General features: G+C 46.7%; 27 protein-coding genes. 13 read left to right on the forward strand and 14 right to left on the reverse strand.

All coding sequences use genetic code 11. From position 1 onward, the window contains the following. Positions 1-308: 308 nt before the first annotated feature. The 3 genes from ACLWNV_RS12500 (at position 309) to ACLWNV_RS12510 (ending at position 2,783) form a co-directional block, all read left to right on the forward strand. The gene (locus tag ACLWNV_RS12500) at positions 309-1,304 is read left to right on the forward strand and encodes an isocitrate/isopropylmalate dehydrogenase family protein (protein ID WP_413584776.1); all 996 of its coding nucleotides are present in this window, start codon (positions 309-311) and stop codon (positions 1,302-1,304) included. 100 nt (positions 1,305-1,404) lie between these two features. Beyond that, positions 1,405-1,869: a hypothetical protein gene (locus tag ACLWNV_RS12505; RefSeq protein ID WP_413584777.1), complete on the forward strand. Its 465-nt coding sequence runs from the start codon at positions 1,405-1,407 to the stop codon at positions 1,867-1,869. Next, positions 1,869-2,783 carry a hypothetical protein gene (locus ACLWNV_RS12510; RefSeq protein WP_413584778.1) on the forward strand — a complete coding sequence of 305 codons (915 nt, stop codon included), beginning with the start codon at positions 1,869-1,871 and terminating at the stop codon, positions 2,781-2,783. The genes ACLWNV_RS12505 and ACLWNV_RS12510 overlap by 1 nt, the downstream gene beginning before the upstream one ends. Before the next feature lie 59 nt (positions 2,784-2,842). Here the strand turns inward: ACLWNV_RS12510 and ACLWNV_RS12515 are convergent, their stop codons facing one another. The 3 genes from ACLWNV_RS12515 to ACLWNV_RS12525 all read right to left on the reverse strand — a co-directional run bounded on the left by ACLWNV_RS12515 (position 2,843) and on the right by ACLWNV_RS12525 (position 6,485). Beyond that, positions 2,843-4,105 (reverse strand): sensor histidine kinase, encoded by a 1,263-nt coding sequence (locus ACLWNV_RS12515; RefSeq protein WP_413584779.1) that lies wholly within the window; start codon positions 4,103-4,105, stop codon positions 2,843-2,845. Between the two features lie 52 nt (positions 4,106-4,157). After that, positions 4,158-5,396, reverse strand: coding sequence for a hypothetical protein (locus ACLWNV_RS12520; RefSeq protein WP_413584780.1), 1,239 nt, complete (start codon positions 5,394-5,396; stop codon positions 4,158-4,160). Between the two features lie 189 nt (positions 5,397-5,585). After that, on the reverse strand, positions 5,586-6,485 hold the full coding sequence (locus tag ACLWNV_RS12525) for an Hsp33 family molecular chaperone HslO (protein WP_413584781.1): 900 nt from the start codon (positions 6,483-6,485) through the stop codon (positions 5,586-5,588). 87 nt (positions 6,486-6,572) lie between these two features. On the opposite strand from ACLWNV_RS12525, the gene ACLWNV_RS12530 reads away from it, so the two are divergent. The 4 genes from ACLWNV_RS12530 to ACLWNV_RS12545 all read left to right on the forward strand — a co-directional run bounded on the left by ACLWNV_RS12530 (position 6,573) and on the right by ACLWNV_RS12545 (position 11,585). After that, positions 6,573-7,064 (forward strand): phosphoglycerate mutase family protein, encoded by a 492-nt coding sequence (locus tag ACLWNV_RS12530; RefSeq protein WP_413584782.1) that lies wholly within the window; start codon positions 6,573-6,575, stop codon positions 7,062-7,064. Beyond that, a complete protein-coding gene (locus tag ACLWNV_RS12535; protein ID WP_413584783.1) occupies positions 7,061-7,648 on the forward strand; it encodes a fumarylacetoacetate hydrolase family protein in 588 nt (195 codons plus the stop codon). The genes ACLWNV_RS12530 and ACLWNV_RS12535 overlap by 4 nt, the downstream gene beginning before the upstream one ends. A gap of 110 nt (positions 7,649-7,758) precedes the next feature. After that, on the forward strand, positions 7,759-10,710 hold the full coding sequence (locus ACLWNV_RS12540; RefSeq protein ID WP_413584784.1) for a proline dehydrogenase family protein: 2,952 nt from the start codon (positions 7,759-7,761) through the stop codon (positions 10,708-10,710). Positions 10,711-11,039: 329 nt separating this feature from the next. Continuing rightward, positions 11,040-11,585 carry a hypothetical protein gene (locus tag ACLWNV_RS12545; protein WP_413584785.1) on the forward strand — a complete coding sequence of 182 codons (546 nt, stop codon included), beginning with the start codon at positions 11,040-11,042 and terminating at the stop codon, positions 11,583-11,585. A gap of 12 nt (positions 11,586-11,597) precedes the next feature. Here the strand turns inward: ACLWNV_RS12545 and ACLWNV_RS12550 are convergent, their stop codons facing one another. After that, positions 11,598-12,416 carry a TIGR02147 family protein gene (locus ACLWNV_RS12550; RefSeq protein WP_413584786.1) on the reverse strand — a complete coding sequence of 273 codons (819 nt, stop codon included), beginning with the start codon at positions 12,414-12,416 and terminating at the stop codon, positions 11,598-11,600. Between the two features lie 206 nt (positions 12,417-12,622). Between ACLWNV_RS12550 and ACLWNV_RS12555 the strand changes: the two genes are divergently transcribed. The 6 genes from ACLWNV_RS12555 to ACLWNV_RS12580 all read left to right on the forward strand — a co-directional run bounded on the left by ACLWNV_RS12555 (position 12,623) and on the right by ACLWNV_RS12580 (position 17,193). Further along, positions 12,623-13,492 carry a hypothetical protein gene (locus ACLWNV_RS12555; RefSeq protein WP_413584787.1) on the forward strand — a complete coding sequence of 290 codons (870 nt, stop codon included), beginning with the start codon at positions 12,623-12,625 and terminating at the stop codon, positions 13,490-13,492. Beyond that, the gene (locus ACLWNV_RS12560; protein ID WP_413584788.1) at positions 13,489-14,256 is read left to right on the forward strand and encodes a hypothetical protein; all 768 of its coding nucleotides are present in this window, start codon (positions 13,489-13,491) and stop codon (positions 14,254-14,256) included. Before ACLWNV_RS12555 ends, ACLWNV_RS12560 begins: the two co-directional genes overlap by 4 nt. A 155-nt stretch (positions 14,257-14,411) precedes the next feature. Further along, positions 14,412-14,846, forward strand: a complete 435-nt coding sequence (locus ACLWNV_RS12565) for a hypothetical protein (RefSeq protein WP_413584789.1) — start codon at positions 14,412-14,414, stop codon at positions 14,844-14,846. 127 nt (positions 14,847-14,973) lie between these two features. Then, complete coding sequence (locus tag ACLWNV_RS12570) at positions 14,974-15,441, forward strand: hypothetical protein (protein WP_413584790.1); 468 nt, start codon at positions 14,974-14,976, stop codon at positions 15,439-15,441. 160 nt (positions 15,442-15,601) lie between these two features. Then, positions 15,602-16,387 (forward strand): hypothetical protein, encoded by a 786-nt coding sequence (locus ACLWNV_RS12575; protein WP_413584791.1) that lies wholly within the window; start codon positions 15,602-15,604, stop codon positions 16,385-16,387. Continuing rightward, entirely contained in the window at positions 16,387-17,193 is an 807-nt protein-coding gene (locus ACLWNV_RS12580; protein ID WP_413584792.1) for a hypothetical protein, read from the forward strand. The genes ACLWNV_RS12575 and ACLWNV_RS12580 overlap by 1 nt, the downstream gene beginning before the upstream one ends. Before the next feature lie 65 nt (positions 17,194-17,258). On the opposite strand, the gene ACLWNV_RS12585 is transcribed toward ACLWNV_RS12580, so the two are convergent. From ACLWNV_RS12585 to ACLWNV_RS12630, 10 genes are all read right to left on the reverse strand, one after another. Continuing rightward, entirely contained in the window at positions 17,259-17,615 is a 357-nt protein-coding gene (locus ACLWNV_RS12585; RefSeq protein WP_413584793.1) for a hypothetical protein, read from the reverse strand. Positions 17,616-18,198: 583 nt separating this feature from the next. After that, a complete protein-coding gene (locus ACLWNV_RS12590; protein WP_413584794.1) occupies positions 18,199-19,077 on the reverse strand; it encodes an endonuclease I family protein in 879 nt (292 codons plus the stop codon). Between the two features lie 110 nt (positions 19,078-19,187). Continuing rightward, positions 19,188-20,066 (reverse strand): rhomboid family intramembrane serine protease, encoded by an 879-nt coding sequence (locus ACLWNV_RS12595; protein WP_413584795.1) that lies wholly within the window; start codon positions 20,064-20,066, stop codon positions 19,188-19,190. A gap of 59 nt (positions 20,067-20,125) precedes the next feature. Next, the gene (locus ACLWNV_RS12600) at positions 20,126-21,334 is read right to left on the reverse strand and encodes an RDD family protein (RefSeq protein WP_413584796.1); all 1,209 of its coding nucleotides are present in this window, start codon (positions 21,332-21,334) and stop codon (positions 20,126-20,128) included. Between the two features lie 39 nt (positions 21,335-21,373). Continuing rightward, positions 21,374-21,991 carry a hypothetical protein gene (locus ACLWNV_RS12605; protein WP_413584797.1) on the reverse strand — a complete coding sequence of 206 codons (618 nt, stop codon included), beginning with the start codon at positions 21,989-21,991 and terminating at the stop codon, positions 21,374-21,376. A gap of 138 nt (positions 21,992-22,129) precedes the next feature. Further along, positions 22,130-23,335 (reverse strand): S41 family peptidase, encoded by a 1,206-nt coding sequence (locus ACLWNV_RS12610; protein ID WP_413584798.1) that lies wholly within the window; start codon positions 23,333-23,335, stop codon positions 22,130-22,132. A gap of 91 nt (positions 23,336-23,426) precedes the next feature. Next, positions 23,427-23,870, reverse strand: a complete 444-nt coding sequence (locus ACLWNV_RS12615) for a helix-turn-helix domain-containing protein (RefSeq protein WP_413584799.1) — start codon at positions 23,868-23,870, stop codon at positions 23,427-23,429. Between the two features lie 185 nt (positions 23,871-24,055). After that, complete coding sequence (locus tag ACLWNV_RS12620) at positions 24,056-24,931, reverse strand: S1 family peptidase (protein ID WP_413584800.1); 876 nt, start codon at positions 24,929-24,931, stop codon at positions 24,056-24,058. A gap of 24 nt (positions 24,932-24,955) precedes the next feature. Then, positions 24,956-25,780 carry a S1 family peptidase gene (locus ACLWNV_RS12625; RefSeq protein ID WP_413584801.1) on the reverse strand — a complete coding sequence of 275 codons (825 nt, stop codon included), beginning with the start codon at positions 25,778-25,780 and terminating at the stop codon, positions 24,956-24,958. Positions 25,781-25,806: 26 nt separating this feature from the next. Then, positions 25,807-26,634, reverse strand: coding sequence for a S1 family peptidase (locus ACLWNV_RS12630; protein ID WP_413584802.1), 828 nt, complete (start codon positions 26,632-26,634; stop codon positions 25,807-25,809). Between the last annotated feature and the right edge of the window lie 178 nt (positions 26,635-26,812).

Genomic DNA, 26,812 nt, shown 5'->3' on the forward strand with positions numbered 1-26,812 from the left:
AGCGTGTCCTCCTGACCTTACCTATTACAAAGAAAGGACCAGTGCGCTCCACCACCGGGACAGCTCTATCTCCCTGAAATTCCATACATTTTAAACAATTACAGTTTTTGGCATTCGGCCAGTGAGACAGACATTTCCCTGACCAGCTCACAGTCAACCCTGCGTAACCGGCTTAAGTACATGTAATTACAGTTATTTTTGACGTCAAAGTTTTAGACACCCCTTAGCCGCAAATGGGAGTTTTAAAACCAATTTATTGAGGTTTGAGCCTAAACTTGATAGATCTGTTCCATCTTGAAAGGCGAAATATGATGAAACTGACTGTAATCCCTGGTGACGGCATTGGCCCTGAAATCATGACCCAAGTTATCCGCGTGCTTAAACACGTTCATGCTCCGTTTGAATACGAAGAGCACCAAGCAGGCGAAATCGCTTTGGCAAAACTGGGCGACCTTCTTCCACAAAACACCGTTGATTCCATCAATAAAAACAAACTGGCGATCAAAGGCCCTACAACAACTCCAGTAGGTGGCGGTCACAAATCCATCAATGTTACGATGAGACAAAAATTTGACCTTTACGCCAACGTTCGCCCGGTTCGTTCACTTCCCGGCGTTCAGTGTGTTTGCTCTGACGTAAATTTGACGATCGTGCGTGAAAACACAGAAGACCTTTACGCTGGTATCGAGCGCATGGTTGACGAGAACACTGCAGAAAGCATCAAACGCATCACTCGCCGTGGTTCCGAAAGAATCGCTCGCTACGCTTATGACCTAGCTCAAAAAACCGGTCGCAAACAAGTGGCGATCGTTCATAAAGCCAACATCATGAAAATGTCTGACGGTCTTTTCCTAAAGGTCGCTCAGGAAGTGGGCTGGCAGTATCCAAACATTCAAACAAAAGACGTTATCGTTGATAACGCCTGCATGCAGCTGGTGACTCGCCCGCAGCAGTTTGATGTGATCGTGACTGAAAACCTGTACGGCGATATCCTGTCTGACCTTTGCGCGGGCCTAGTCGGCGGCTTGGGCGTTGTACCAGGCGCAAATATCGGCGAAAAAGCAGCGATCTTTGAAGCTGTTCACGGCTCCGCACCAGATATCGCTGGCCAAAACAAAGCAAATCCAACGGCTCTTTTACAGTCCGCGGTTATGATGCTTCAACACGTGGGCGAAGGTGCTAAAGCTGATGCCATCATGAAAGCATTGATTGCTGCATTGTCTGATATCAATGCACGCACTGGCGATTTGGGCGGTAAAGGCACTACTCAGTCCTTCACAGACGCCATCATCCAAAAGCTTTAGTATTTGATTCATTTTATAAAGTAAAAGGCCACTTAAGAAAACTTAAGTGGCCTTTCTTTTTTGCTTTCTTCTAGTTCTAAACATCCTTAGCATTATGATTATGAAAAAATCGATTTTGCTTCTTAGTTCATGCTTCATTTTCACAGCCTGTGCCACCAATCAAAAAAGCCGTTTGGCGACAACTCTGACTGGGGTCGGTGTGGGAGCTGTCGTAGGTGCAGCTACTGCTCCTGATGACGAACGCCCGGAACTGCATGCGATGTACTGGGGTGGAATCGTGGGTGTGATCGCCGCTGTTGCTGCGAACTTTTATTTCGATGACAACAAAGAAGTCGAAATGGCGAAAATGGAAAACGATAAACTGAAAGCACAACTTGATTTCTTTCAAAGCGGCACTGCCACCCTGCTGAAAGAAACAAAAGGCTCTGCCGACAAACGCTACTTCCAAAGTGGCAAGGCACAAATTCGTCTGTACAAAATTGACCAGTGGGTCGATGACGGTCCAAACAAAAAATATCACCGTGATCAAATGATTGAAATTCTGCCCCTTGAAAAGGGTCAGTAATGAAAAAGCATCTTTGGCAAATCCTATTTGCCGCGACACTCATCTGGGCTTCCGTGGTGAGTGTTCTTTACTGGCAATTGAAATCCAATCCCCGGGTGATTGCGATTACTACTGACATGTCTGAGGTCACTAAAGATCAGCCGCAAAACTTTCAGCTAAACGAGTTGGAAAAAGGCACTTTCCTGCGCCAGTATTTGGAACGCTACTTCACCTATGACTCGAACAGTTTCTGGCAGTCCCAAACTTCTTTGACGTTTTTGATGTCTCCCCAGCTGCGTGAAAAACGCATCGCTGAAATTCAGCGCTTGCGCGAAAAGATTCAAAGTAAGTCTTTGAACCAACGAGGCTGGCTTGTTTCCTTAACCCAAACCGGAAGCAACACCTACCAAGCGCAGCTAAACCTGCAAATCAGCGAAGCCCCTGGTCGTGTGAATCTTTTGTTTGTTAAAGCAGTTCTCACGTTAGAAACCACTGAACGATCTTTGGAAAATCCCTGGGGCCTGATGATCGCGAAACTGGAATTCCCGCAAACTTCGCCGGAAGCCATGACACTTTCAGGTACTCTGACCTTGCGAGAAAAAACTCCGTTAGTGCTTACTTTCCCCTGTGCGATCGAAAATATCTCGGGACAACCAGAATCCACAATTGAAACCAAGATCACCACGCTGGGTGTTTCAGAAATTCAGTTAAGCTCAACTGACAAAATTCCAGCGCAGATCAACATGACCGCTTACTGCAAAGATAAAGAATATATTTTCAATGTGGTTGCCGCAGAAAAATCCGCTGATGTCTTCCGTGCGTTTACCGCTGAGCTTGCCCAGCAACGAAAAGACCTGGGCACCGGCAAACCCAAACAAAAAGACAAATACGATAAAACTATCGAAAATGTTTTAGGAATTAAAGTCGAAAATTAAAAAGGTGCCAGGTCCTATTCCTTACCACACCGTGGTAAGGAATAGGACCTGGCACCTTTCTAAGAGACTGACATTTGAGCTGTGACTTTTGGAATGACCATTATGACTTGCGTCCCCACACCCACGCGGGAGCGAATTTGCAAGTCGCCACCAACCGCCTGCAAAGTTTTGCGGGCATCATAAAGACCAAGTCCATTTCCGTTTTCCTTGCCGAAACTTTTACCTTCATTCATTAACTGCGGCAGAATTTCTTCCGGAATACCGCTTCCGTTATCCATGACTTGCAAAAGCCAGTTTTGATCGCGATCTAAAAGGGAAATGCTAACCGTTGCCTCTGACTCTGGCGCGGCTTCGACCGAGTTATTCAGAATATTACCCAACACACGAAGCAACTTCATTTCATCCAAGGGCAATTGAAGCTTTTCAGCATTCACGTGTTGATGCCAGCTGAATTGAATTTGCGGATAGGAAAATTTAAACTCTTTCAAAAGACGATCAGCGACCTGAATGATGTCGGTCTGATCGGTTGGCATTTTCATTTTTGGTGCAGAAACAGAAGCTTCCTTATTGGAGCGACCGCGCAGCAAAAGATCATCAGCGATACCGCGAATGCGACCCACAGCCAAGTTTAGAAGTTCTTTCTTTTCATTGCTCATTTCGTGAGACAATTGAGTTAAGGTCGTTAAAGCCATCAATGGACCGCGGATATCGTGGGCCACCTGACGGGAAATTTCAGAGATCTCTTTATTGTGTTCCAACTCAGTCTGCAGTTTTTGCTCCTGCATGTGATTTACAAGTTCACGGCGCGAGCCAAAAGAAACAAACATCAAACCAAGAAAAATACCAATCAGAAAAATTGGCGACGAAAGTGTCTTAAGCGCCAGATCCGCAGTGCTATAACAAACCTGAACTTGCCCCGCAGGAAGAGAGAACAAAGTAATAGGAATATTGTTTTGGAAAGAGCATAGACCTTGTGTCGGCTTTACTGAAACATTAGCCACGGCACTATGTACTTCTTTAAGCTGTCCCAGGATCTTGTCCAACAAGGTTGAATCCTGTTTTACCAGCAATGACTTAGCGATATCCTCTTCCCAGATGGAAAAGTACTGGGCCACCGCTCCTTGGGCACGGTTCACCTCTACCACGAAGCTCAAGATAGAAACAGCCACCAGAACAACCAGGAATACGGTGATCCAGGGGCGCGAGCTAAGTTTTAAAAGGTTTAAGGACGGTTTTATCATATCCTTACTTGAAGCAAGGACCGCTCCACCGCGCCGATAATCACCGTGATTATGGGCGCTCAAAGCATAGACAGGTGCCATTCCACGAATGACGTTTCAAAATGAGACGGGGATATTTTTAAGAGATTTTCGACTACGGCTCAGGGTTGAATTTTTCCACCAGAGCATTCTTCAAACCATTGAGTTCGACAGTGCCAAAGCCACCGGCTGAACCATCACTTCCAGGTTTTCCAGGGCCGCCATGATCGCCGTCTTGACCTTTAACTGCAGGTTTGCAAACTTTGTAGCGATCCATGGCGCCTGGAGCCCCGCCCTTACCACCCGGTTTGCCCTGCCCGCCTTCGCCACCTTTACCACCCTTACCAGGCTTCAAAGCAACTTTAAGTGCGAAGCTTTCATGCTCCTCAATTTGAACGAATAAGTTACCCGTATCGCCGCCGCTCATACCGTTTCCACCGGTAGCGCCGTCTTCACCTTTTTCGCCATTTTCACCGTTGGTAGGTTGTTTCAGACAACGAATGTTTATTACTCCGCACCGGCCGCCGCCATTGCCATCATCACTGCAATCACCGTCACCATCGGACTCGCCTGGCTGTCCATCATCTCCATCGGCTGCTGGCCAGATAGATGTGCGGAAGTCCTGATCTACGCTGGAATGGCCATTCTTACCATTTAGTCCATTAAGATTAATTGATAAAAAGCCAGAAGCGTGCTTTGCACGAAGAGTGATAGAGCCACCTGATTTTTGAGAGTCTTTAGTTAGAATCTCGCCTGCGTTGTAGTTGATGATTCTTGACTTAGGGCGCGCAAAAATTTTGTTGGCTTCAATCGACAAAAGAAAGCCATTAGTCTGCAAGGTGGACTCGTCATTTAAATATAGTCGACCAAGTACTAACGTTGTATCTTTGTTTAAAGGATAAAGTTCTGAAATAACAAGATCCAAAGGAACAATTACTTCTTTGGATGTATTCAAAACCATTACACCGGCGCTGTTGTATGCAACAATGTCGAAATTTAATGTTTTCCCACCAACTGTTTCAATCTTCATCCCGCTATATGAATTTGGAATAACGTTGCCTTGGCTAATATAGACAACGACCCCCTCAACGGTCGGATAAGAAATCGATACAAAATATTGATTAGGAGCTTTCCCTTCTTGAACTTCAAAAACAAAATCTTTGGCAGCAAGAGTTTGTTTCTTCAGTCCTTCCTGCTTAATACGCTCCAACTCATTGGCAACTTCTTCAGCTGTTGCGGTCGCGGTTTTTTCTTTTTCATTCTCTGCGCCGTCTTTCTTAAAAGAGCACGCCGAGCTGTTCATTAGAAGAGCTGCAAGAAAAATAGCTGTATAAAACTTCGCGTTCGTCGCCATGGGGCTATTTATATGAATAACTAATCAAAAACACTAGTGTCAGGATTTTTGACAGGAAAATGCTTCAAGACTGATCGAAGGGTATTCAGTGGATTTGCCGCCACGGTGGCGGCAAACGATAAAAAAAAGCCCCGACAGCTTTATAGCTAACAGGGCTGAATTACATGACTACTTGGTATTATCTCAGGATTAGTTCATACCCTGGCGGTGAACCAGGTTTTTTAGTTCCTGCACTTCATCCAGGGACACATCGTAAGGCTTACCGCAGACTTGGCAAGTTACATGAACTTCTTCTTTCTTATCCAGCATGTCTTGAAGCTCGGCCTCACCCATTGCTTCGAGGGCACGCATCACGCGGGCTTTTGTGCACGGGCAGGAATATTCCACCGTTTGATTGTGTTCGATTTCTTCAAACGGAATTCCTTCCATGAATGGACCCACAAGATCCATGCACGAAGCGCCTTCGTTCAACATTTTTGAGATGTTTGGTTTTTTGCTTTCGTAGTTTGCGATGATTTTTTCAACCATGCCCTCTTCAACACCCGGCATGACTTCGATCAGTACTCCACCAGCTGATTGCACTTTTCCGTTTTTATCAAGGTAAACGCCCAAAGAAACTAACGAGCGAATTTGATGAGACTGATGCAGGTAATGAGCGATATCATCGCCGATCTCGCTGCTTACAAGCTCCACTGTTCCTTGGAAAGGCTGCTTTTGGAACGGCTGATGGCGAGCCACTGTCAAAAGACCGATACCGATGGCTTTTCTTAAACTTAAACCGTCTTCGTAGTTTGCAGGCTGATACTGAGGGTTTGGCGTATAACCACGCACGTGGCCTTCGTAGCTGGCTTCAGCATAAACGCTGCTAAGTGGTCCGTTACCACGGAACAAAAGTCCCACTTGCTGACCATCTTTCAGTTGAGCTGCCATCAAAAGCGCGCCCACCATGCTGCGTCCCACTGCCACTGTCGCCAGGGGGTAAGTGTTTTGCAAATCCTGCATGTGTCGAACAACTTCCGTCGCATTGACGGCGGCAATACGCACTGTCAGATCTTTGGAGACATAGCGATGAACGCGTTCTTTACCCATGACAAACTCCTGAATTAGATGGAAAATAACAGCCGAAACTAACAAAGCAAAACTATAATTTCAAGCTTCAATAGCAGAGTCGGAATTATGAAGATTTATATCTTTCGCCACGCCCAAAAAGCCATGGATTTCTCTGGAGATCCTGACCTTACGCCCGAGGGGCACAACCAGGCGTCCACTCTTTTGGATTTGGTGCTGAAAAACGAAATGCCTTCCCCCACTCACCTGTGGGTGTCACCGCGCAAACGCACACACAGCACATTTCGCCCTCTGTCAGAACATCTAAGACTTCCCCTGGAAAACCAGGAAGATCTTTTAGAGCAACATGGTGACGAATCCCTGCAAGGGTTTCGCAAACGCATTGCAAAGCTTTTGGAAAAAGCGGCCGAGTCAAAAAACGATGTGATTTACCTGTGCTCCCACTACGACTGGGTTATTGAAGCTATGTCAGTCATTCCTTCTGAAACCGATTTATCTGAAGATCGCTTCACTCACTGGTCCCCGTGCCAATGCGTGGGCTTCGAAGTTGAAAAAGACGGCTTGTATAAATTTTTAGAGCTAAAAAGGATCACACCATGATTCAAAATATCTGGGCTATCGGGCGCAATTACGTCGAGCACGCCAAAGAACTTGGCAATGAAGTTCCCTCTGAGCCATTGGTTTTCCTAAAAGCCGGCAGCTGCGCGACTGTGGCCTCACCGGAAATTCACCTGCCGAAATGGACGACGGATGTTCATCACGAAGTTGAAATTGCTTTGCAATTCGATGAAAACTTGCAAATCTCCGCTGCTTGCGTGGCGTTGGATCTGACTGAGCGCACTTTACAATCCAAGCTTAAATCCAAAGGACAACCTTGGACTTTAGCGAAAAGTTTTACTGAAGCTTGCCCTCTGTCCCATTTTTTTTCGGTGGATAGCCTGGATGAACTGCGCAATATCGACATCAAACTGACAGTGAATGGCGAGCTACGCCAAAACGGCAACACCTCGTTGATGATTTTCCCATTGGAAGAACAGATAGACTATGTGCGTCAGCACTTCCCCGTGGTCGCCGGTGACTTACTTTTGACAGGCACCCCGGCCGGAGTCGGTCAGATCAAACCGGGCGACATTTTACTGGCGGAAATCGTGGGAAAAATCACTCACTCTTGGACAGTAAAATAGCGCATCCTGCCCCACTCAAATAGCTTGAAAATCTAAGCCTTCAGAGTAAATATTCCAGCACTTACGAATATAGGTGCTGGCACATTTCGCTCGCACAAGAAGGCTTAGTTATGAACGATATCCAATCGAAGATCGTCGCTCGCGGCGAAGAAATTATGAAACGCATGGAAAGCCAATCCAAGGCTTCCATCTTCTCCAAAGATTTCTGGTACGGCTCCATCATGGAATGGAGTATGAAAAATGAAAAATTCAAAACCAATATGTTCCGCTTCGTTGACGTGCTTCCTTCGATCAACTCGGGCGACGAAGTTGCCCGACACTTGAAGGAATACTTCGCTGAAGACGGTGGCAAACTTCCACCAGTATTCAACGTAGGTCTTGGACTTGGTTCTTTGGCTCCGGGCTTGATGGCCGGCGCGATTAAGAAAAACGTTGTCGGTATGGCGCAAATGTTCATCACGGGTGAAAATCCGGATGAGGCTTTGCCTGTTCTGAAAAAAGCGCGCAAAAACAAAATGACTTTCACTGTCGATATTTTGGGTGAAGCGATCTTGTCCGAAAAAGAAGCGCAAGAGTATTCCAACAAATGCATCGAACTCATCGAGTGGTTGGCGAAAGACGCTGAAAAATGGGACGAAGTTCCCCAGATCGATCGCGATCACGAAGGTGCCATTCCAAAAGTAAACGTGTCTGTGAAAATGACGGCGCTTTACTCGCAAATCAAAGACTCTGCCTGGGATGAATCTAAAAAAATCCTTAAAGATCGCATGCGCCCTATTTTCCGTCTTGGAATGCAAAAAGGTGTCTTCATCAATTTGGATATGGAGCAATACTCCGTTAAACATTTGACGTTGGAAGCTTACACAGAGCTTATCAATGAAGACGAATTCAAAAATTATAAATTCTTCGGTATCGTGATCCAGGCTTACCTGCGCGATTCTTTTGAAGACTGCAAAATGTTAACAGACTTCGCGAAAAAACGTGGCACTCCATTCTGGGTACGTCTGGTTAAGGGCGCTTACTGGGATTACGAAACAATCGAAGCTGAACAACGGGGCTGGCCGGTTCCGGTTTACACGAACAAAGCGGAATCTGATGCGAACTACGAAGTGTGCGCAAAATACTTCCTGGAAAACATCAAGTACATCCGCCCTGCTTTTGCGTCTCACAACGTAAGAACGATCGCGGCATGTATGTTGTACGCTGAACAATTGAACATCCCTAAAGACGCATTGGAATTCCAAATGCTTTACGGAATGGCTGAACCCATTAAAAAGACCATCGTTGAGATGGGCTACCGCATGCGTGAATACGCTCCAGTCGGTGAACTGATTCCAGGTATGGCGTACCTTGTTCGCCGTCTGCTTGAGAACTCCTCGAACGAATCATGGCTTCGTGGTAAATTCGCAGATAACAAAACTACGGCTGAGCTATTGAGAGATCCTGCGTCTGGTTTGACTCCGACATCTGCGATCATTCCGCAAAAGCCAGGCAAGTTCTATAACGAGCCACTTTTGGATTTCGCTGTAAAAGCGGACCGCGAGAAAATGGAAAAGGCGATCGCATCTTTGCGCGCGACTCTTCCTGTGAATGTTCCTGTGATGATCAACAACAAAGAACAAACATCTGCCAAGATCTTTGATCGCGTGAACCCATCTGAAAGTTCACAAGTTGTTGCTAAAGTTCACATGGCAACAATCGAGCAAGCAGAACAAGCAATGCAAGCGGCACAAACTGCATACAAAACCTGGAAAAACGTACCGGCCGAACAACGTGCGGCTTTGGTTGATAAACTTGCAGACCTTATGCAACGTGATCGCTTCCAATTGATCGCAACACAAGTTCTTGAAGTTGGTAAACCGTGGGCTGAAGCTGACGGTGACGTGGGCGAAGCGATCGACTTCTGTCGTTACTACGCGCGCGACATGCGCAACCTTCAAAAACCACTTCGCGTGGGTGGCTTGCCTGGTGAACTTTCTCACTACATCTACAAATCTCGTGGTGTGACGGCGGTAATCGCTCCTTGGAACTTCCCGTTGGCGATCCTGGCCGGCATGGTGACTGCTGCGGCGGTGACTGGAAATACCGTCGTGATGAAACCTGCAGAGCAGTCTTCGTTGGTTTCCTGGGGCTTGATGAAAATGATCCAAGAAGCTGGCTTCCCAGCAGGTGTGGTGAATTTCTTGCCAGGTCTTGGTGAAGAAGTTGGAGAATACATCGTGAATCACAAATTCACGACGACAATCGCCTTTACAGGTTCAAAAGCCGTGGGTCTTCATATTCTAAATCGCGCTTCCATGGTTCAGCCGGGTCAACAGCACGTTAAGAGATGTATCATCGAGATGGGTGGTAAAAACGCCGTGATAATCGATAACGATGCAGACTTGGACGAAGCAGTTGACGGAGTTCTTTACTCTGCCTTCGGTTTCTCTGGTCAAAAATGTTCAGCGGCAAGCCGCGTGATCGTTTTGGATGAAGTTTACGATCGCTTCACAGAGCGTTTGGTGGAAGCCGCTCGTTCTATTGAAGTGAAGTCTGCAGAAAATCCAAAAGCCTATATGGGCCCGGTTGTGGATCAGGAAGCTCACGAGCGTATCTTGAACACGATTGCAGAATCCGAAAAAACGAACAAGCTATTGTTCAAAGGAACTGCGCCTAACAACGGCTTCTACGTTCCGCCAACAATCTTCGGTGACGTTCCAAGCGATGCGAAATTGGCTCAACAAGAAGTCTTCGGACCGGTTGTGGCTGTGATCCGTGCGAAAAACCTGGATCAAGCAATCGAAATCGCAAACAGCACAGAGTACGCTTTGACAGGTGGTATGTTCTCTCGTTCCCCTGCCAACATTGCTCGTGTAAAAGAAGAATTCGAAGTGGGTAACCTGTACATCAACCGCGGTATCACTGGTGCCATGGTTGATCGTCACCCATTCGGCGGCTTCAAAATGTCCGGCATCGGTTCAAAAACCGGCGGCCCCGACTACATCAAGCAATACATGGAACCGGCAGCCGTAACAGAAAACACCCTCCGCCGCGGCTTCGCCCCAGCAGAAGGCGAATAACGCACAGCAGACCCAGAAGGCGCCAGCCACCCTTTCGAATAGGTACGCCGTACCTATTCGAAATGCAGTGCAGAACCGCCTCGGTTCTGCACCGCTTCCGCTTAAAACACCAGTCATCTTTCAAATAAGCGGCGGGCACATTTTCCGAGTTTCGAGAATAAGACCGATTTCTTTTATTGAAATCGGTCTTTTTTTGCCCATTTTACGTTTTACCAATTTGTAAAAACATCTTTAGTTTTTTAGCAATCGTTGTCCTGTTTTTCACTCCTGGCTTTGGATAGAACCCGTTTCGTGGTTCCAACTAAGAAACAATACAAAGGAGTATTAACATGAAAAAACTTGTCCTAACTATCGCCGCTGTACTTATGTCACAAGCTGCATCCGCAGAACTTTTAGAGCCGAATGGAACATTGCATGTCATAGCTGCCAGTGAACAAGGTGCATTCACTGCAATCACTGGTGACTTGGCTCAAGTGATGTTCGACACCCTAAAACCAAACAATGACTCTGGACTAAAAAAGAATGACAACTTTTTCTGCGGCATCGCTTCAGTTGGTATGAGCTGCATCTCTGGAGTAAAAGACATTACCTCTATGGAACAAGTTGAAATTCCAGTTATCTCTTTGTTCGACACTGAAGATGCTACTGGTTTGCTTGCATTTGCAGGAGCAAACGCTGTTAAAGTTTACGATGGCATGGCTAAGGTTGAAGAATTTGAAGAAGGCGTAAAAATCGGCACACAATTTCTTTGCGTAAAAAGTGAAAAAGTTGAAGAGTCTGCCTGCATGATGGCGATCGACGTGAACGGCAAAGTCAAACCTCCGACTCTTGCTCAGGCAAAAAAATCTGGCTTGATGCTTCCAGTTCTTAAATAGTCAAACTTCTGACTAAATCATATCAAAGAGATCCATGCACAACACATGGGTCTCTTCTCCGTTACTCTCCCCGACAATTTTTGCGGCTTCTTCGATTGCGCGAAATAACAATTCGCGGATTTTTTCGTAGTCTTTCTTGGTGCAGCTAAAAGGCACGGTAAAACAGATTTCATGATCCGCAATAGTTTCCAGGCGAGTCAGATTGCGAGTGCGCCAGTTGGTGTGATGACGAACTTCCCACTGGGACTTTTTCTCGACGTGAGTTTTTGCCGCGCCAATTCGAATGCGACCTTTTTCCTCGATCAACAGGTCTTTTTCCAGCATGAATTCCACCATCTCGGTCAGACGCTGACGTGACAATCCCAGCAGTTGTGCCATTTCATTCAAGTCAGGGACTTTGTTCAAGGACGCCAGCATGCGAATAGCCGAGTACTTCCAGCTGGAATAAAAAACGGACTGATCATAGGTTGTCAGCTTTTTGCTAACGGGACCGATTCTTTTGCGAATTTCAGCGAATGATGATTTCTGATCCTCGATCTGCTTCTTTAACTTTTTGCGAAGACTTTCATTCCCCGCCCGTTCAAAGGAAACCATATTCAAAAACAGATCAGCTTCGGCCCCATTCATTCCGTCAAAATCACAGAACAAAGAGGCCTGCTCTAAAGTTAAATCACGATGGCCGTTCAGAATTTGGCTGAACAAAGTCGTATGAATCCCCAAAGCTGAAGAAATCTTGCTGGCCTGACCGCGACCGCCATTGGGCTGATATTGCACGAACGCTTTTACATATTCGCGGTAGTTGGGAAATTGCCAGATCTGCAGCTTGTTCATTTGAAAACCTCACTATTTTTAAAATTCCATGAATTTACAAAACAGTAAATATATTGTTTTTATTTAAGTAAAGCGGTGTTCCATAGAAAACCATCACCATCAGAACGCCACTTTCAGAGTGAACTCTTTACATAAACGTAAATAACGGCCGGGATATTTACAGAACATAACTTGGATTTACCCAAGTCCATTGTTAGTACAAGTGCATGAAAATAAACTTCCTCAAAAAGATTATCCTGGCAGTATTCGCGCTATTGGCAACTCCCTTTGCCCAAGCTGAAAATCCCTTTGAAGATATCCTGGCTAGGGGCAGTGCCGAAAAATACACTGAGGAGTTTATTAAAATCGGTCAAAAAGCTGCAGCAAGAATCAAAGAAGTTCCTGACTTCCCCGTCAGCGAAGCCGAGTTTCTACAAGCCGTACAAACAACCTCAATTGAATTCACAGAAGACCGTTTGGTCTCTAACGAAGGCATCGAAGTCGATGCCCTTAATTTCCCCTCAAGAAAACTGATTCGTGTGAACTGGGATCGTTGGTATAGCTATAGCTCGAATCAGGAAAATCGGGCTCAGTTGGCCATTCACGAATACCTGGGTATTTTGAAAGCCAATGACACAAAGTATTTTTGGTCGATGAAACTGATGAAGGGCTTCTTGGAGTCAGTCACTTCCTGCGATTATATGATTAACGGCGCTCCATATTATTTACTGTATGAGAACTATTCTGAAGGCGCGAAGTACCTCGTGAACATAGATAAAGTCATGGTCAGCGGCCAAGGGAGTTCTCTGAATCCCCTGACCAAGGAATCTGTCACGATCAGCTCATTGAACTTTAAGTGGACCGATCTTATTAACGGAAATTATAAAAATGTCCTTAACTGGGCCATCGGTATTACCTGGAAGTATGAAGCCCGCACACTTCACGGCAGAATGACTATAAACCAAATGGCAGAAGACGGCCCGTTCCCGATGGAAGTGTTTGAACTGGGTATTTTTAACTCAGAGGGCATCATGACACCTCGATACATCGCGACCATTCAATGCAACACAAAAAAAATGAAAAAGGAGTCACCATGAATAAATTGATTTCAATACTCCTTTGCGCACTCTTTACGCTCTCAGCCCAAGCGCAAATTGATGAAGGCGGTTGGGACAGTGGTGGTGGCGGTTCTGGATTTTCTGCTGAGTTCACCTCTATCGGACGCTGGCTTGCTCCCAATATTGACACAGTCAAAGGGTTGCCATTTTCCGGTGCCCAGTTCCTGCAAACCGTTGATCAAGTTAAAATTGAATTCGTCGATGAACGGCTGGGAAGCGAAAGGGCGCAAGTTTTTCCTCAGCAAAAACTGATTCGCGTATCGCGTGAAATCTGGGACCCAACTACAAACAGAACGCAAATAAATAAGCCAAAATTTGTGCTACATCTCTATTTGCAGATCATGGGAGTTGATGACAACAACAACCAATGGACACAAGTGGTTTTTGACGGAGGCAGGTCCGTTTTAGCTTTCGAATGTTCAACCGGTTTTTTAAGCAGCGAGACTCTGCAAATCCGCTGGATCGATGTGGATGGCGACGGACGCGGCGACAAGTTTGCCGGCACCCTCCATATTTCGAATCTTCTGGTATCTGCCGAACACGAACTCAACATCACCGAAACCGAGCAAGGAGTGGTATTCAACTGGATACAGCTGACCGGGGGAGTCTACACGCTGGCACCCAAAAAGTATCTTACGAATGGACTTTCTTTCAGTGCCCCTATAAGTAAAATTGATTCCTATACTCAAGATGGCATCCCCATAGTTAAGCAAAGCGGAACCATGGTCTGCACGCCCCAATAATTTTGCCGACCCTCCCTCATAAATACGACTTGGCACTTTTAGAGAGTGCCGCTTTTGGGCCTTTGCCTGCAAAACCTTCAAAGGCCTCCCCTAGCCCCTTGTGGAAACCGGCCGAGTACTTTAAAAATAGAGCATCTTTTACCAAGAGGGCCTCTATGAAGTATCTGGTTTTGATGCTCACCACACTTTTAATCGGCGCGCAGACACAGGCTGCAGTTTCCTCCGATGAATTTGTCAGTCAATTTGTGGCCCAAATGAATCGCCGCTTGGTTTTCCTCAATCAGGATCGTATCGCATCCCAAAAACGACCTTTTTGCACAGGCTTGAGCCAACCTCAGATTGAAACTATCGAGCGAGTGGTTCGTGAAAATTCCGAACAAACCGCCCGTGATTTTTGGAGCAAGCTTTCTCCGGAACTTAAATGCTACCCGATCTTCTTACCACCGCTAAAACGAGAAGGCTGGGGCATTCTACTTAACACCAAGGCCTATTGGATGGACATCGACCTTATCAGAGACACTCTACGTGACCTTGGATTAAGAGATAATGAAGCAATGAATTCAAAGCTTCTGGATGCTTTGAACCCGTAATCTCATCGAGGGACCTCGGCAGCAGGCCCCATTCCGGCATTTATTTGCAAAAGATTCAAGTCAATCGCCGCCCCCTTGAGCAATTGCCAATTCTCAAATAGAAAATGGTCATTTGGAGAAACTCCCGATGAAAATTTTCGCTCTTATTCTAACCACACTTCTAACTGGCGCGCAGGCTTTCGCTTCTGTAACCGCTGAAGAATTCGTGACTGATTTCGTTGATCAGGCGAATCGCCGTCTGCACTACACAAACAAAGAACGTACAGCCGCAAAGAAAAGAACCAACTACTGCACTGCCCTTAATGCTGAGCAGGTTAAAACAATCAAGAACATCATCGCTAAAAATCCTGAGATCACCGTGGGTGAGTTCACTTTGCAATTGGGTGACACTTTGAAATGTTATCCAGAGTTCTGGTCTCCATGGAATCGCAAAAAAACAGCACGTGGATTGTTGGTAAATTCCAAAGCTTATGTGATGGATGTGTCTCTGATTCAAGATGTTCTGGCTGACCTGAACGACGGCCTTCTTCCGAAGGACTACAGAAAGCTCTTAGACGCTTACAACAACTGGACCTTACCTGGCACTGCCCAGTAATTTAAACCCGCCCCACGAGGCGGGTTTTTTCGTTTAGGGGCTCAGCCATAATCGATCTGCGCTGTATCCGTAAACAGGACCTGGCACCTGTCTGGACCAACGGCTGAATCCATCGAACACCAGTCAATCTTTCTTCACATTTATCCGAAGAGAAAACCATATGGTTCAGCTCTGGGTAATTATAGGCTTGGCACTTTCGGCAATCGCGGTTTCCGTGTTGGGAGCGGCGTTTTCTATTGCGGGTTTGGGGAAGCTCTTCTCCGGCGCAGTGCTTGCCGTTTGGTTGATGGCAGGTGCTTTGGAGCTTGCCAAGTTCGTAGCCGCTGCTTACCTGCACCAAACCTGGAAGAGCATCAATCTGGTTATGAAATCCTATATGGTCATCTGCGTGGTTGTACTAAGCGGTATCACCAGTATGGGTATCTTTGGTTTCCTTTCCGATGCTTACCTCATCTCTGCTTCCACCTTGGAGTCTGAAACCATCAAGCTCGATAAACTTCACAATGAGCAACGCTCTGCCAATTCTGAAATTGATCGTATCAATCGGGGCATCGAGGAAATCCCGGCAGGTCGAATCACCCGTAAACTGCAAGCTCGCGCCGAAGCAGAGCCTTTGATTCAGCAATTAAAAGCCAAAGTGAATCAGCTTGAAGGCGAGATCGCCCAGGCGAAAATCAAACTGATCGACGAGAAACAAAAAGTCGGTCCACTGATTTACATTTCAAAAGCGTTCAATATGGAAATCGATAACGTGGTGAAGTACCTGATTTTGGTATTCGTCGCGGTGTTTGACCCCTTGGCAATCTGTCTGGTTATCGCACTCAGTGATGCCGTGGTTCGCCGCGGTCGTAAAGATCAAGTTCATCCAACAGCGACCTCCACGGCTCCCCTAAAAATGCGTTTTGCAGAAAAAAGCGAATCAGGACCTCATAAAGAGGTGGGATAATGAATCGCTATCTGCGCATTGCGGGCATATTACTTTTACTCTCCCCGTTTTTAAATTTCTTTATCAGTGTTGCGATGCTGCCGGCTTCACCATCAAAATGGACTTGGGCATACCTAAGTGCGATGTATTTGGCGGCAACACCAATGCAATGGGCGTTACGAATTTCAAAAATCGTCGTGGGCTATCTGATGTTTCGGGCCAAGAGTTCGGCCTGGCTCCCGGTACTGGTTATTCTGGCAGTGACCATTGCCTATAATTTTTTGACGTTTTCAAAAGACTGGCGCACTAGTAGCACTCAGACAGTGTTGTCATTGTTGATTAACTTCGCCCTTTTCGGAATGGTTCTTAGAGCGGAGATTCTGGTCAATCGCGAACTGAACGAAAAACTTCAGGCCGCCCGTGCAGCGAAAGCCGCTGCGAAAACCACTTTGGCAGCAATGCCCACGGCAGCAACAGTGCCGCATACAGCCCTTGAAAATGCACCAGAACAATTCCCTAAAGAGGCCTCTGTAGTTCAATTATTCCCAGACAACGAAAGCCCTGTTTCCTCAGAATCCCCTCCCCCTGAAACTATCGTGGAATTTGCCATCACCAAAGGCAGTGCCATCGATTTCGAGGGGGTTGGCCAATTTGCTGAAGTCGTACGCTGCCAAGAAGACGAAATCTGGATCAAGGGACTTACTGAATCCCCTTCCGGCCTGACCACGCGCCCGGTGATTTTGGAAAGTACTGAAAGTGGTGCAAGCATCTGCCTGCACTACGACCGACACGATTCGGATGATGTGTTGGTATTTAAAATTGCCTGATTTCAGATAATAATAAACCCGCTCTTATCAAGCGGGTTTTTGCATTTGGCATATTTAGAGAGAAACTATTCGCCGTCAGATTTTGAAATTTTCTCGACCAGACAGCTGCCGGAGTTTGCATTTAGGATCTGAACGCGAACGGTGCGATCAGCCGGAAGCTCCAACTCGGAATCACCTTGGTAAACCATAACCGAAACGTCGTAGTACTCGCGAACACTTCCGTCTTTCAATTCAATTGCATCATCAGTTACTGGGCGGTCCGCTTTGAATTTATAGTTAGAGATCGACTTTTCAGCTTTGATCATCTCTGCAATCACTTGAGTCAGGGCATAACCCGCCGCTTCATTTTTGCAATTCAGGCCCGCAGCCATCGACATTGAAGACATTCCCAGAACAAGTAAACCCACTACCAAGTGTTTCATAGATCCGACCTCCACCATTTATTTGAGAAGACCGAACCTACCCAGAGCCAAGGCTGCGGTCACCTTTCAAAGGGTTAAGGAACCAGAAAATCGTTCCCTCAGTCATTTCAGTGGAATAATTGCATGAAATCGAGCAACCCGCTCAGAAAAGAAAAAGGCCGGAGTTCAACTCCGGCCTTTATAATCTTTTATAAAAATAGAGGTGAGCACATCATGCACCCGAGTACCTTCCTTGGTATCACCCCTCCCGTAGAAATAATTAGACATTGTTGTTGAACACATTGCAAGGGTGTTGTTCCATTTTTTTTAAGATTTTTTAAGGAAGTCACTATTTGCACTATTCAGCACTCCACTCTCGCTCTTAATCGTCTCGCTCAAAAGATTAAAGTAAAGGTTCAAGCGCCACCTTAAAGTGAAGTTCTTTCAGAAGTAATTCCAACAACTTAGTTCCTAGGTTTGAAGCACTTTAACACACCACAAGCGCCGGGATTCAGCCCACCGAACGACCTCCCCCACAAACGAAAAAAGCCCACCTTATGGGTGAGCTTTTCGTTGGAGCGAGGACAAGACCCGACAACCGACTTTAGAAGTCGTTGATTGAATCAACCATGCTTGGGTAATCGACGAATGGATTGCGGTTACCTTGAGCTTCAAAGATCTGATTATTTCTTTCGATCTCTTCTGCATCCGGTGGGTTTGCGGCATTCCAGCGGCGCAAAACAGCCTCCTCATCAGGTGGTATGAACAGATCATAGCGCATTGAGAAGTAGAACAGAGCACGAGCTACACGGCCTTTGTGTTCTTGAGGTGGTTCGAACACTTCATCGTTATCTCCCTCACCCACCCCAAAACGGGATGCCGGGCATTTCAAAGTTTGAGTGTCCTCATGAACCTCACCAAACCATTGGTTGCCACGGATCGAATTCAACTGAGAATCCGTTGGGAACAAATGATGAAGGTCTGATTTTTGAGTGTCTTTTGGGAAACGACGGCTAAAACGGCTTTGTGGCCACGTGTGCTCAACATTCACAACCGTGTTGTCAGGGATTCTGCCTGGAGCCGGCTCACCTTTACGGAAGTCCTCACGAGTCTTATAGTTGTTGCAGTAAAAATCCTTAACAGAATAGCTGCGGGAAGTTTCGTCGTAAGCCAAATAGAATTTTCCCATCAACCAAACACGCGCACCGTTGTATCCGATCGGACGATGAGCGTAGCAACCCTTTTGTGCCTGGCAATCAGAAACGATCAAATCGTAACCACCTGTTTGCGGCACATGGAAACTGCGCAAAACAGATCTGATTCGGTAAATTAATTCGTCGTTGGTTTTGCCTGCGGCAAGGTCTTGATAGAACTCAACTCCATAGTATGGAATCGCTTGGGATGCTGGCGCTGCATTTAAAGCACCTGCGAAAAACAATGATGTTAATACAATCACTGACTTAATGAGCTTAGTAAGCTTCATTCGGGTCCACCATTCGGTAAAGGGGGTGATTATTCAGCCTCTGTCGCGGACCACTTTCGCAAATCCACCCGACAAATGTCAACGGGGCTATAAGAAATACCCTGTCAGGGTTATGTTAAGGAATTAGGACGAGCAAGGGCTGTATGTCGATAGACAAGACCACCTAAGATACCGAAAAGACTACCACCTAAGTGTGCGGCATAGGCCACGCCCGATCCCAAGCCTTCAGGAGTTGCCCAAAAGTTTGCCAGGTCCACCACTAAAAAAAGAGGAATAATCATAAGGGTCGGCAGGTAAATATAACCATAATGTTCAGGCATTGGTGACACAAAGTAAAGATAGCGCACACGGGCCTTAAACTCGGCCACACAGTAGAAGGCCAGCAAGGCACTGACCGAAGCACTCGCACCCACCATGGGCACTGTGCCCGCCCCCTGAGACCACAGAAAACCCAAGCCCCCGGCAACCCCGCCCAATAGATAAACCATCAGCATCACCGAGCTGCCCGCCAAGGCCTCAACAGCGGCACCCATGACCACTAAAAACATTAAATTCGAGAAGAGATGCAACCAATTAGAGTGAGAGAACTGATAGGTCAACCACGCCAAGGGACCCTTCATCGTAGAGCTAAGACCAAAGCGGAACATGAGCTGTTCCTTGTATTCTGTACGAAACTTTACGAAGTCAGCCTTCCACGCACGAATCTTCACTTCATCACCGCGATAATCACGAAGCTCCCCGTCTTTTAAAAAATGGGAGTCGCGCAAGGCATAGGCACCCAAAACCACCATGTGCTCCGAATTGGTGCTCTTCATTTGCTGCACCCATGGGGGTGTTTCAGCCAGAGTTTGTGGTGGGAGTTCCTGAAGATACTGGTAATAAAGTCTGCCGGTTAAATTCAAGCCATCCATTTCAAAAAGACGACTGTCTGAAATATCGGGGCGAGTGCCGCTGAAAATCAGCAGGAAAATAAAAACATTCAATGCCACCAAAGTTATGGTCAGGGGAAAACGCTGAACCTGTCGTAAATCTTCAGGGCACGGGATGATCATCGCACACCGTACTTTTCTTTGAACCCGTCGATCCATTCCTGCGCATCGGAGGTGCTTGCAGGGACACGGCCCCCTTTACGAGTGCCAAGGCTTTCTTTCAATGCCCAAATCGAGCGGACATACTTCTTATCAATCGCCTGGCGCAATGCCGGCACAGACTGCAGATTCTCGATGACCTCAAGACTGCCAACGAAATCTTTTTGACTGTAAAGATGATCAGCTTCAAGCACCTGAGTCACCCATAGCTTACGTGAAGCATCGCCCAATTTAACATCATCTGGATTATCCAGATACGTCGCAAGAATACAGCCGGAGGATGTGCGCGACTCGCACACTTTGCTGAAATACTCCTTACGCTCATCACCTTCACTTAGAAGATATTTGGCAAAATAAGCCATCGCCTGGGAATTCACTGGATCTCCCCATAACGAATGCTCGGATTCCTTATTCAGACAATCGGAAGAAATCTCTTTAAGCAAAAACAAGGACAGTGCCGCATCCATTCTTTGCGCACCGTTGAGGTCCTTATCAGGAATCTCCTGACAACTGGCCGTGGCTTCAGAGGCCGTGTGATACTCGCCCGCTGACAAAGACTGATAACTTTTTGCCAAGCCCACAAACGCCACCAAGGCAAACATCGCAAAACTAAATTGCATCCACGAAGTCATGAGGCGCTGTTCTGGCAAAGAAGGACCCGGATCAAAACTTTTCTTAAGCGTCACCACCATCGTGTCAGAGGCTTTTTCATGAAAAGCTCTGCGCAGCGGGTGCCCCACCACTCCCAGGAATGGAAGTCCCAACAACAGGAAAGACCCGCACCAGGAAACCGATCGGGTTACACACTGAGAGAAGGTCAAACGCTTTTGAGCGTTGGGATAAGATACGACTCTTAACTGCAGGAAGTACTGCCCTGGTGTTGCCTGAAGGAAAAATAAAGACAGCGTCTGCATAACCACGACGCCAATTGTGCCTACAGCAAACAACATCATCACCGCGACCAAGCCCTCTTCCGAGCGCGAGTTCAGCAGAAAAAAAGTTTTCGTCTGGCGAAGCAGACCCGACACCATCAAACTGATGATCGGTGATACAATCAGAAAATCCAGAATGAATGCAATGAAACGATCCATAAGGAACGCGATTGCAGGCTTGCCTTCGAACTGTTTGGAATTATTGATTTCTGGCGCCGATAGATCTGGAAATAACATACAGATCGTATCGGCTTGAAACAGTGGTTTCTAAAGTGATTATTGAGAGAATCTCAGAGAATGAACGCGGCCTTCAGAGTCGATGGCAAAGCGTGCCTGCCCCACGATCGTTTTTGAGTTATCGATCAGACTAAATACCTGCTCGGACTCTGTCGTGCTGACTGGACTTACTTCCACGTAGTTAAGACCAAAGGCGCTTGCATACTTTTTTAGGAAGTTGGCTTTATTGCTGATCTCAAGGGCTTTCTCGCCCGCCTGGGCATCGATAAATTCCAAACTTTGGATTTTACCCTCGGAAATATTCATTCCGTATTTACCCTCGAGGTAGCCAAAAATAAGATCATCACGCAAGGTCGGCTTTTCTGCCAATGCCGCTACCAAAGACGACTTTTCAGCAGAAAGTTTTTGGGCGATATCGTGCTCCCACTTCACATCGCGGGCAAATGCACCCGGCTCGAAGCTTGCGATTTCACGATTACCACGACCCGCAATTGCGGAATCAGAATTATCCACTAACCACTGATTTACGAAGACCGTCATCAAGGCCACTGAAGCGATAGACATCACCAGAACAGATTTCTGTTCCTGGGCTTTGTCCTGAAGTCTTTTACGGAAAGATCTATCTTTAGGAAACTCTATCACTTTCGCATTCCCCATGTTCAACGCTCTCCTCGCAAATTGCATTCGTTCTTAACCCTGCGAAGGGCGTGCCGTGTGTATGGCCATTTAATTCATTATGACCGAACATCAACTTAACAGACGACCAAAACTTTATTGACGTCTCATTATAAGACTCTAGTCCTGGAAAGAATTTACCCAGGAATCAATCCCCGCCTGCATTTGCGGCAGATTGTAATATAAAATCTTCTCCACTTGCACGCCTTGACCTTCGATTTGATGTCCCTTGCCACTGATGTAAAGTGCCTCTGGAATTGAGATCTGTACACCAGGTGCAATTTCATCCATCGGATACCATACACCGACCAGCAATTGTCCGCGCGAAGGAGCTCCTCGCAGCGGAGATTTGCGGTATTCCTTTAATCCTTGGGACACCATCTCGGCAACCGAGGAAGTTCGTCCATCCACCAAAACTTTGACTGATCCTGAAAAGCACGAAGGATTACGGAATGTTTTTAAAACCACTTCGCGGTTGCGCTCCAGAATATGCAGCTGTTTTTCATCATCCAGAAGATCCGGCATTTCAGCGCGCCCCAGTTTTGCTTTGGGTTTTTCCAGTTTACCGATCACCGTGGGTTCACAGATAAACATAGACAAAAAGCGCAAACCGGCCACAAAATTACCGCCGGCATTGTTACGCAGATCCACGATAACGGAATTATACTTTTTCAGATTTGCCGAGATATTTTTTAAGACTTCATCCTTAAAAAATTCCGCCCGGAATGAAGGAACCTCAAGCAGAGCTGTTTGATTCTTAAGCGGACTGATCTGCATGTTTTCATTTCGCTTCACCACACCCGGATGCAGCTTAATCGTAAACTCGTCACTGGCGCGGCGAATTTGATAGTCCCCGGCTTCGGATTCAATCGACCAGGAGCTGGGCTGCTCCCCATTGATGGAGACAATCACGTCGCCTTTTTTAAATCCCAGACGCTCTGCCGGAGAATGCGGCAGAACCTTAAAGATCACAAGTTCACTATCAACAAACTCACCGCTAAGGCCGGTCTCTTTCACTTCGCCTCTCCAAATCCCGCGCACTTCCGGTGCGTCGTAGATCTCGAGATGCGAAACACGCAAAGATCCCAATACGTAATTGATATCACGAAGTATCAGATCTTTTTTAGTGTACGGCGTGACGTAGCGACTGTGCTCCATGCAGGTGCGTCGCCATTCTTTTAAGTCTTCATTGGGTAAATAGATTTTTTCAGAAACCAGATCACAGACAACGGGATAGGGATTCACGAACGAACGGTTGATCGTGAAATGAAAGGCTCCGTATGCACAGGCCAGTGTCAGAATGACGGCGGTAATTCGGCTAAACATTCAATCCCTTGACGAAAAAATGGACTCCTTGCGGAATCCACTTTTTCTTTTCTTCCTTAATCAATGCACATTTCTTAAGGCGCTCGAAAAACTAAGCGGCAACCACAGTTTTCTTCTTGCGGGCTGCAGAAGGGTCAATGTGATATTGCTTAACTTTGCGATACAAAGTGGCGCGACCGATACCCAAAGCTTTTGCCGCTTCAGTAAGGTTGCCTTTGTACTGAACGATTGCGTTCTCGATAGCGTGTGCTTCCATCTCTTCCATTTTTTGAACGTTAGAAGATGTTGCAGACGGCGTCGGGAACTGAATCAAGTTACTGTGACCTGTGTTGTCCGTTGTTACCGGGCTGTTGCCAGAAATCAACGCTGGTACACCAGCAGTCAGTTGTTGTCTGAAAAATGCATTATCAAGACCTTCTCTCCATTGAGATGAAGAATAAGCCTGAACTGTCACATCGTGCTGCTCCCAGTACTTCTTAGCATTCTCGATAGTTTCCTGGTTATCGCTTACCACGATCATTACTGTGCGTGACATTCTTGTCCTCCCCTTTTGAAACAAATTGCAATCATAATTGACTCACTTTGTACCTATCGGCGTTTCATCGTGAGAATTTAGGGCTAGTTGCAAATATTTTTTGAGACACTTTAACGAGGCAATATCACTGGACTTTTGATGGGTACCAAAAAAGGGGTTGCATTAATATTTGTGAAGTTCCGGGTTTATTGGGCAGCTAATGGGATCTGAGGTTCCGGGGTGGGAATGACTTCCGGGACAGGAAACGCAAAGATTGGAGCCTCGGCTTGAAGCATTTCTGCGGTTTTTACGATGAACTCAGTGTGCTTGGATAGACTTGTATAGTCGGCTTCCTGGATACAATTGGTATAACCAGGACGTGTCCCGTGAGTGATACCGGCAACATACCACGTCCCTGCTTCCGAAATATAAGCCGGACCGCCGGAGTCCCCGAAGCAGGCACCTTTTTTATCTCGTTGATCGATAACCAGATAGTCATCAGCCAGGGCGAACAGCGAAACTGTCACTTCATTTAATGATTTTGCGGCTGTGTGTTCGGAATCATCTGTCACACCAAAGCCGGCCAATAGCAATTTACTATCAAGCGGAATTTTATCCGTGTCCTGATAAATACCCACAGGCGTGAACTCCTCAGGCGCATCTTCGGAAAGCTTTAATAGTGCGATATCTTTTTGGGAGGTCGGATGCATTTCTGACGGATTCCACGGAATCGGCACTTGAACGATTTTGAAATCCGGATGAATGATGATGTGTTGAACTGACTTGAGTTTGTCTTCCTCTAGCAGTGCTTCACCAAAACCGACGCTGACGTCATTCACCCACTTCACACAGTGAGCGGCAGTGACGACCAGGTTTTTTGAAATCAAAACACCAGTGCAGGAAACCTTGCCCCGATAGTATATACCCACGGTAGCTTTGCGTGCGTAACCTTCTGACGAAACCGCTTCGCCTCCGATAATGGCCGCGTTTTTACCGTGAACCGGTAAAACATCTGAAGCCTGCTGACGGGAGCAGGCCACAGTGGAAATCGCGATCAATGTCATTAGCAGCAGCGTTTTCATTTACTCACTTCTCCGCAAGGGAAACTAGTAATTCACGAATTGCGGATATTCTGCCTGCATAGTCTGAGCAGCGTAATTTAAGAAATCCTTATAGTTCACCAGCAATGAGTACATGCCGTAGTGATGGCAATCCAGATAGCCAATTTCAGGGCCACGAGTCGCACCCGCCACGATCAACCCCATAGAGGTCTCGATAAAACCCGGACCACCGGAGTCACCGTTACAAGCGCCCGTGCCGCGAGTTTGATTCGTGATAATTTCCTGATCACGTACTTGAGCGATCTCAACCACTGTTTTTTGCATAGAAACCGTTTTTAGATTCTCGGTTTCAGACATACGGCCCCACCCCACCAGAGTGATCGGCATACCGGCTTTCAGAGTTTTTACGTTATTCAAAATTGGAACTGGGCGATAACCCTCTGGTGCATCACTCGCAAGCTTCACAACCGCCAGGTCAAACATGGTAACATTCAAGTCCCTATCGATACCGAAATCGCGATGACTGACAGATTCAGCGATCTCGATGGCATTTGGATCTTCGAAAGTCTCTGGCAAGTCAGTACCGAAGAACATCTTTGTTTCAATTCGTTCAAACATATCCGCACAGTGAGCTGCGGTTAAAACCAGGTTTTTGGAGATTAAAGTACCTGTGCAATAAGCAGCGATACTGCCGTCACGGGGAGATTCATAAATCAAAGCCACTGTGGATTCTTCATAGCTTTCGCCACGAACTACTTTTTCACCGTTGATGATGGAGGATTTTTTCGCAGTATCAAGGTTTGCAACATTAGCACTGTTTTGAGTACAAGCAGCCAACGCCAGCAATGGGATCATCATGAGCTTTTTCATCTTAAGGTTCCTTATTTATTAAAAAATTAATCCAAAAATACGGGCGCTTCACCGCCCAAAACGCTGGCTACCTTAACCAGGAATTCTCTGAACCCCGGTAAGGACGCGTACACCACCTGCGTGTGACAGTCGACGCTGCCATAAGCAGCCCCACTTGTCGCACCTACCACCACCAAACCTTTTTCCGTCTGCAGGAACGCAGGTCCGCCAGAGTCTCCCCAGCAAGCACCAGTACCCTGAGTCTGGTCGACGGTGATCTTATTATCCTGAACGCTGACGATTTTCACGTGTGTTGTTAGCAGATATTTAGACATCGCAGCGACCTTTTCGTTCGTGCGACCAAAACCTGCCAACAAAACTTCCTGGCCTGCGCCAAGGTTCGCATCAGAACCCAGGATCGCAACCGGTACCGCCCATTTCGGGGCCGAAGTGCGCAGCTTAATCAAAGCCACGTCGCGAAGTTCATTGATATTGCGGGAAGTGCCATCACCCATTTGCGGAGTGACCATGTCATAGGAATAAGCACGGTCGATTTCGCGGATATCCCCGTCTTCTTTGGAAGAGAAAGTTTCAGAACCAAAGGACACCACAACTTCATAACCGGACTGAGAGGGCTCCAGGCAGTGACCAGCAGTCACAATCAGATCTTTGGAAACCAGCGTGCCTGTGCAGAAGGTTCTAAGACGATCGCCATCAACCAGCATCAATGCCACAGTGGCATTGGCAACCTGGCTGTCACGAGCAACCGATTTACCGTTAATGATTCTATCTTCCTGCGCCGTGGGCACAGGACCTGAATGTTGAGGCGAGCAGGCAGCTAATAGTACCACCGGCAGCAAAGCCCATAACTTCATACAAGTCTCCAAACAAAAATTGCTAAAAGAGACTAAGCGAAATCCGGGCCAAGCGTTTGCACCCTCATGGCGAACACCGGCGACTTGAAGGATTTTCGTGGATCGACACCGGGAAGGTATTACTCGCCCCACTGACAAAGGATTAGACAGTTTAGCTGCGGGGTAAATCTGGGCAAAA

This window comes from Bdellovibrio sp. HCB274 (assembly GCF_047306075.1).
In the GTDB taxonomy this organism is placed as follows: domain Bacteria; phylum Bdellovibrionota; class Bdellovibrionia; order Bdellovibrionales; family Bdellovibrionaceae; genus Bdellovibrio.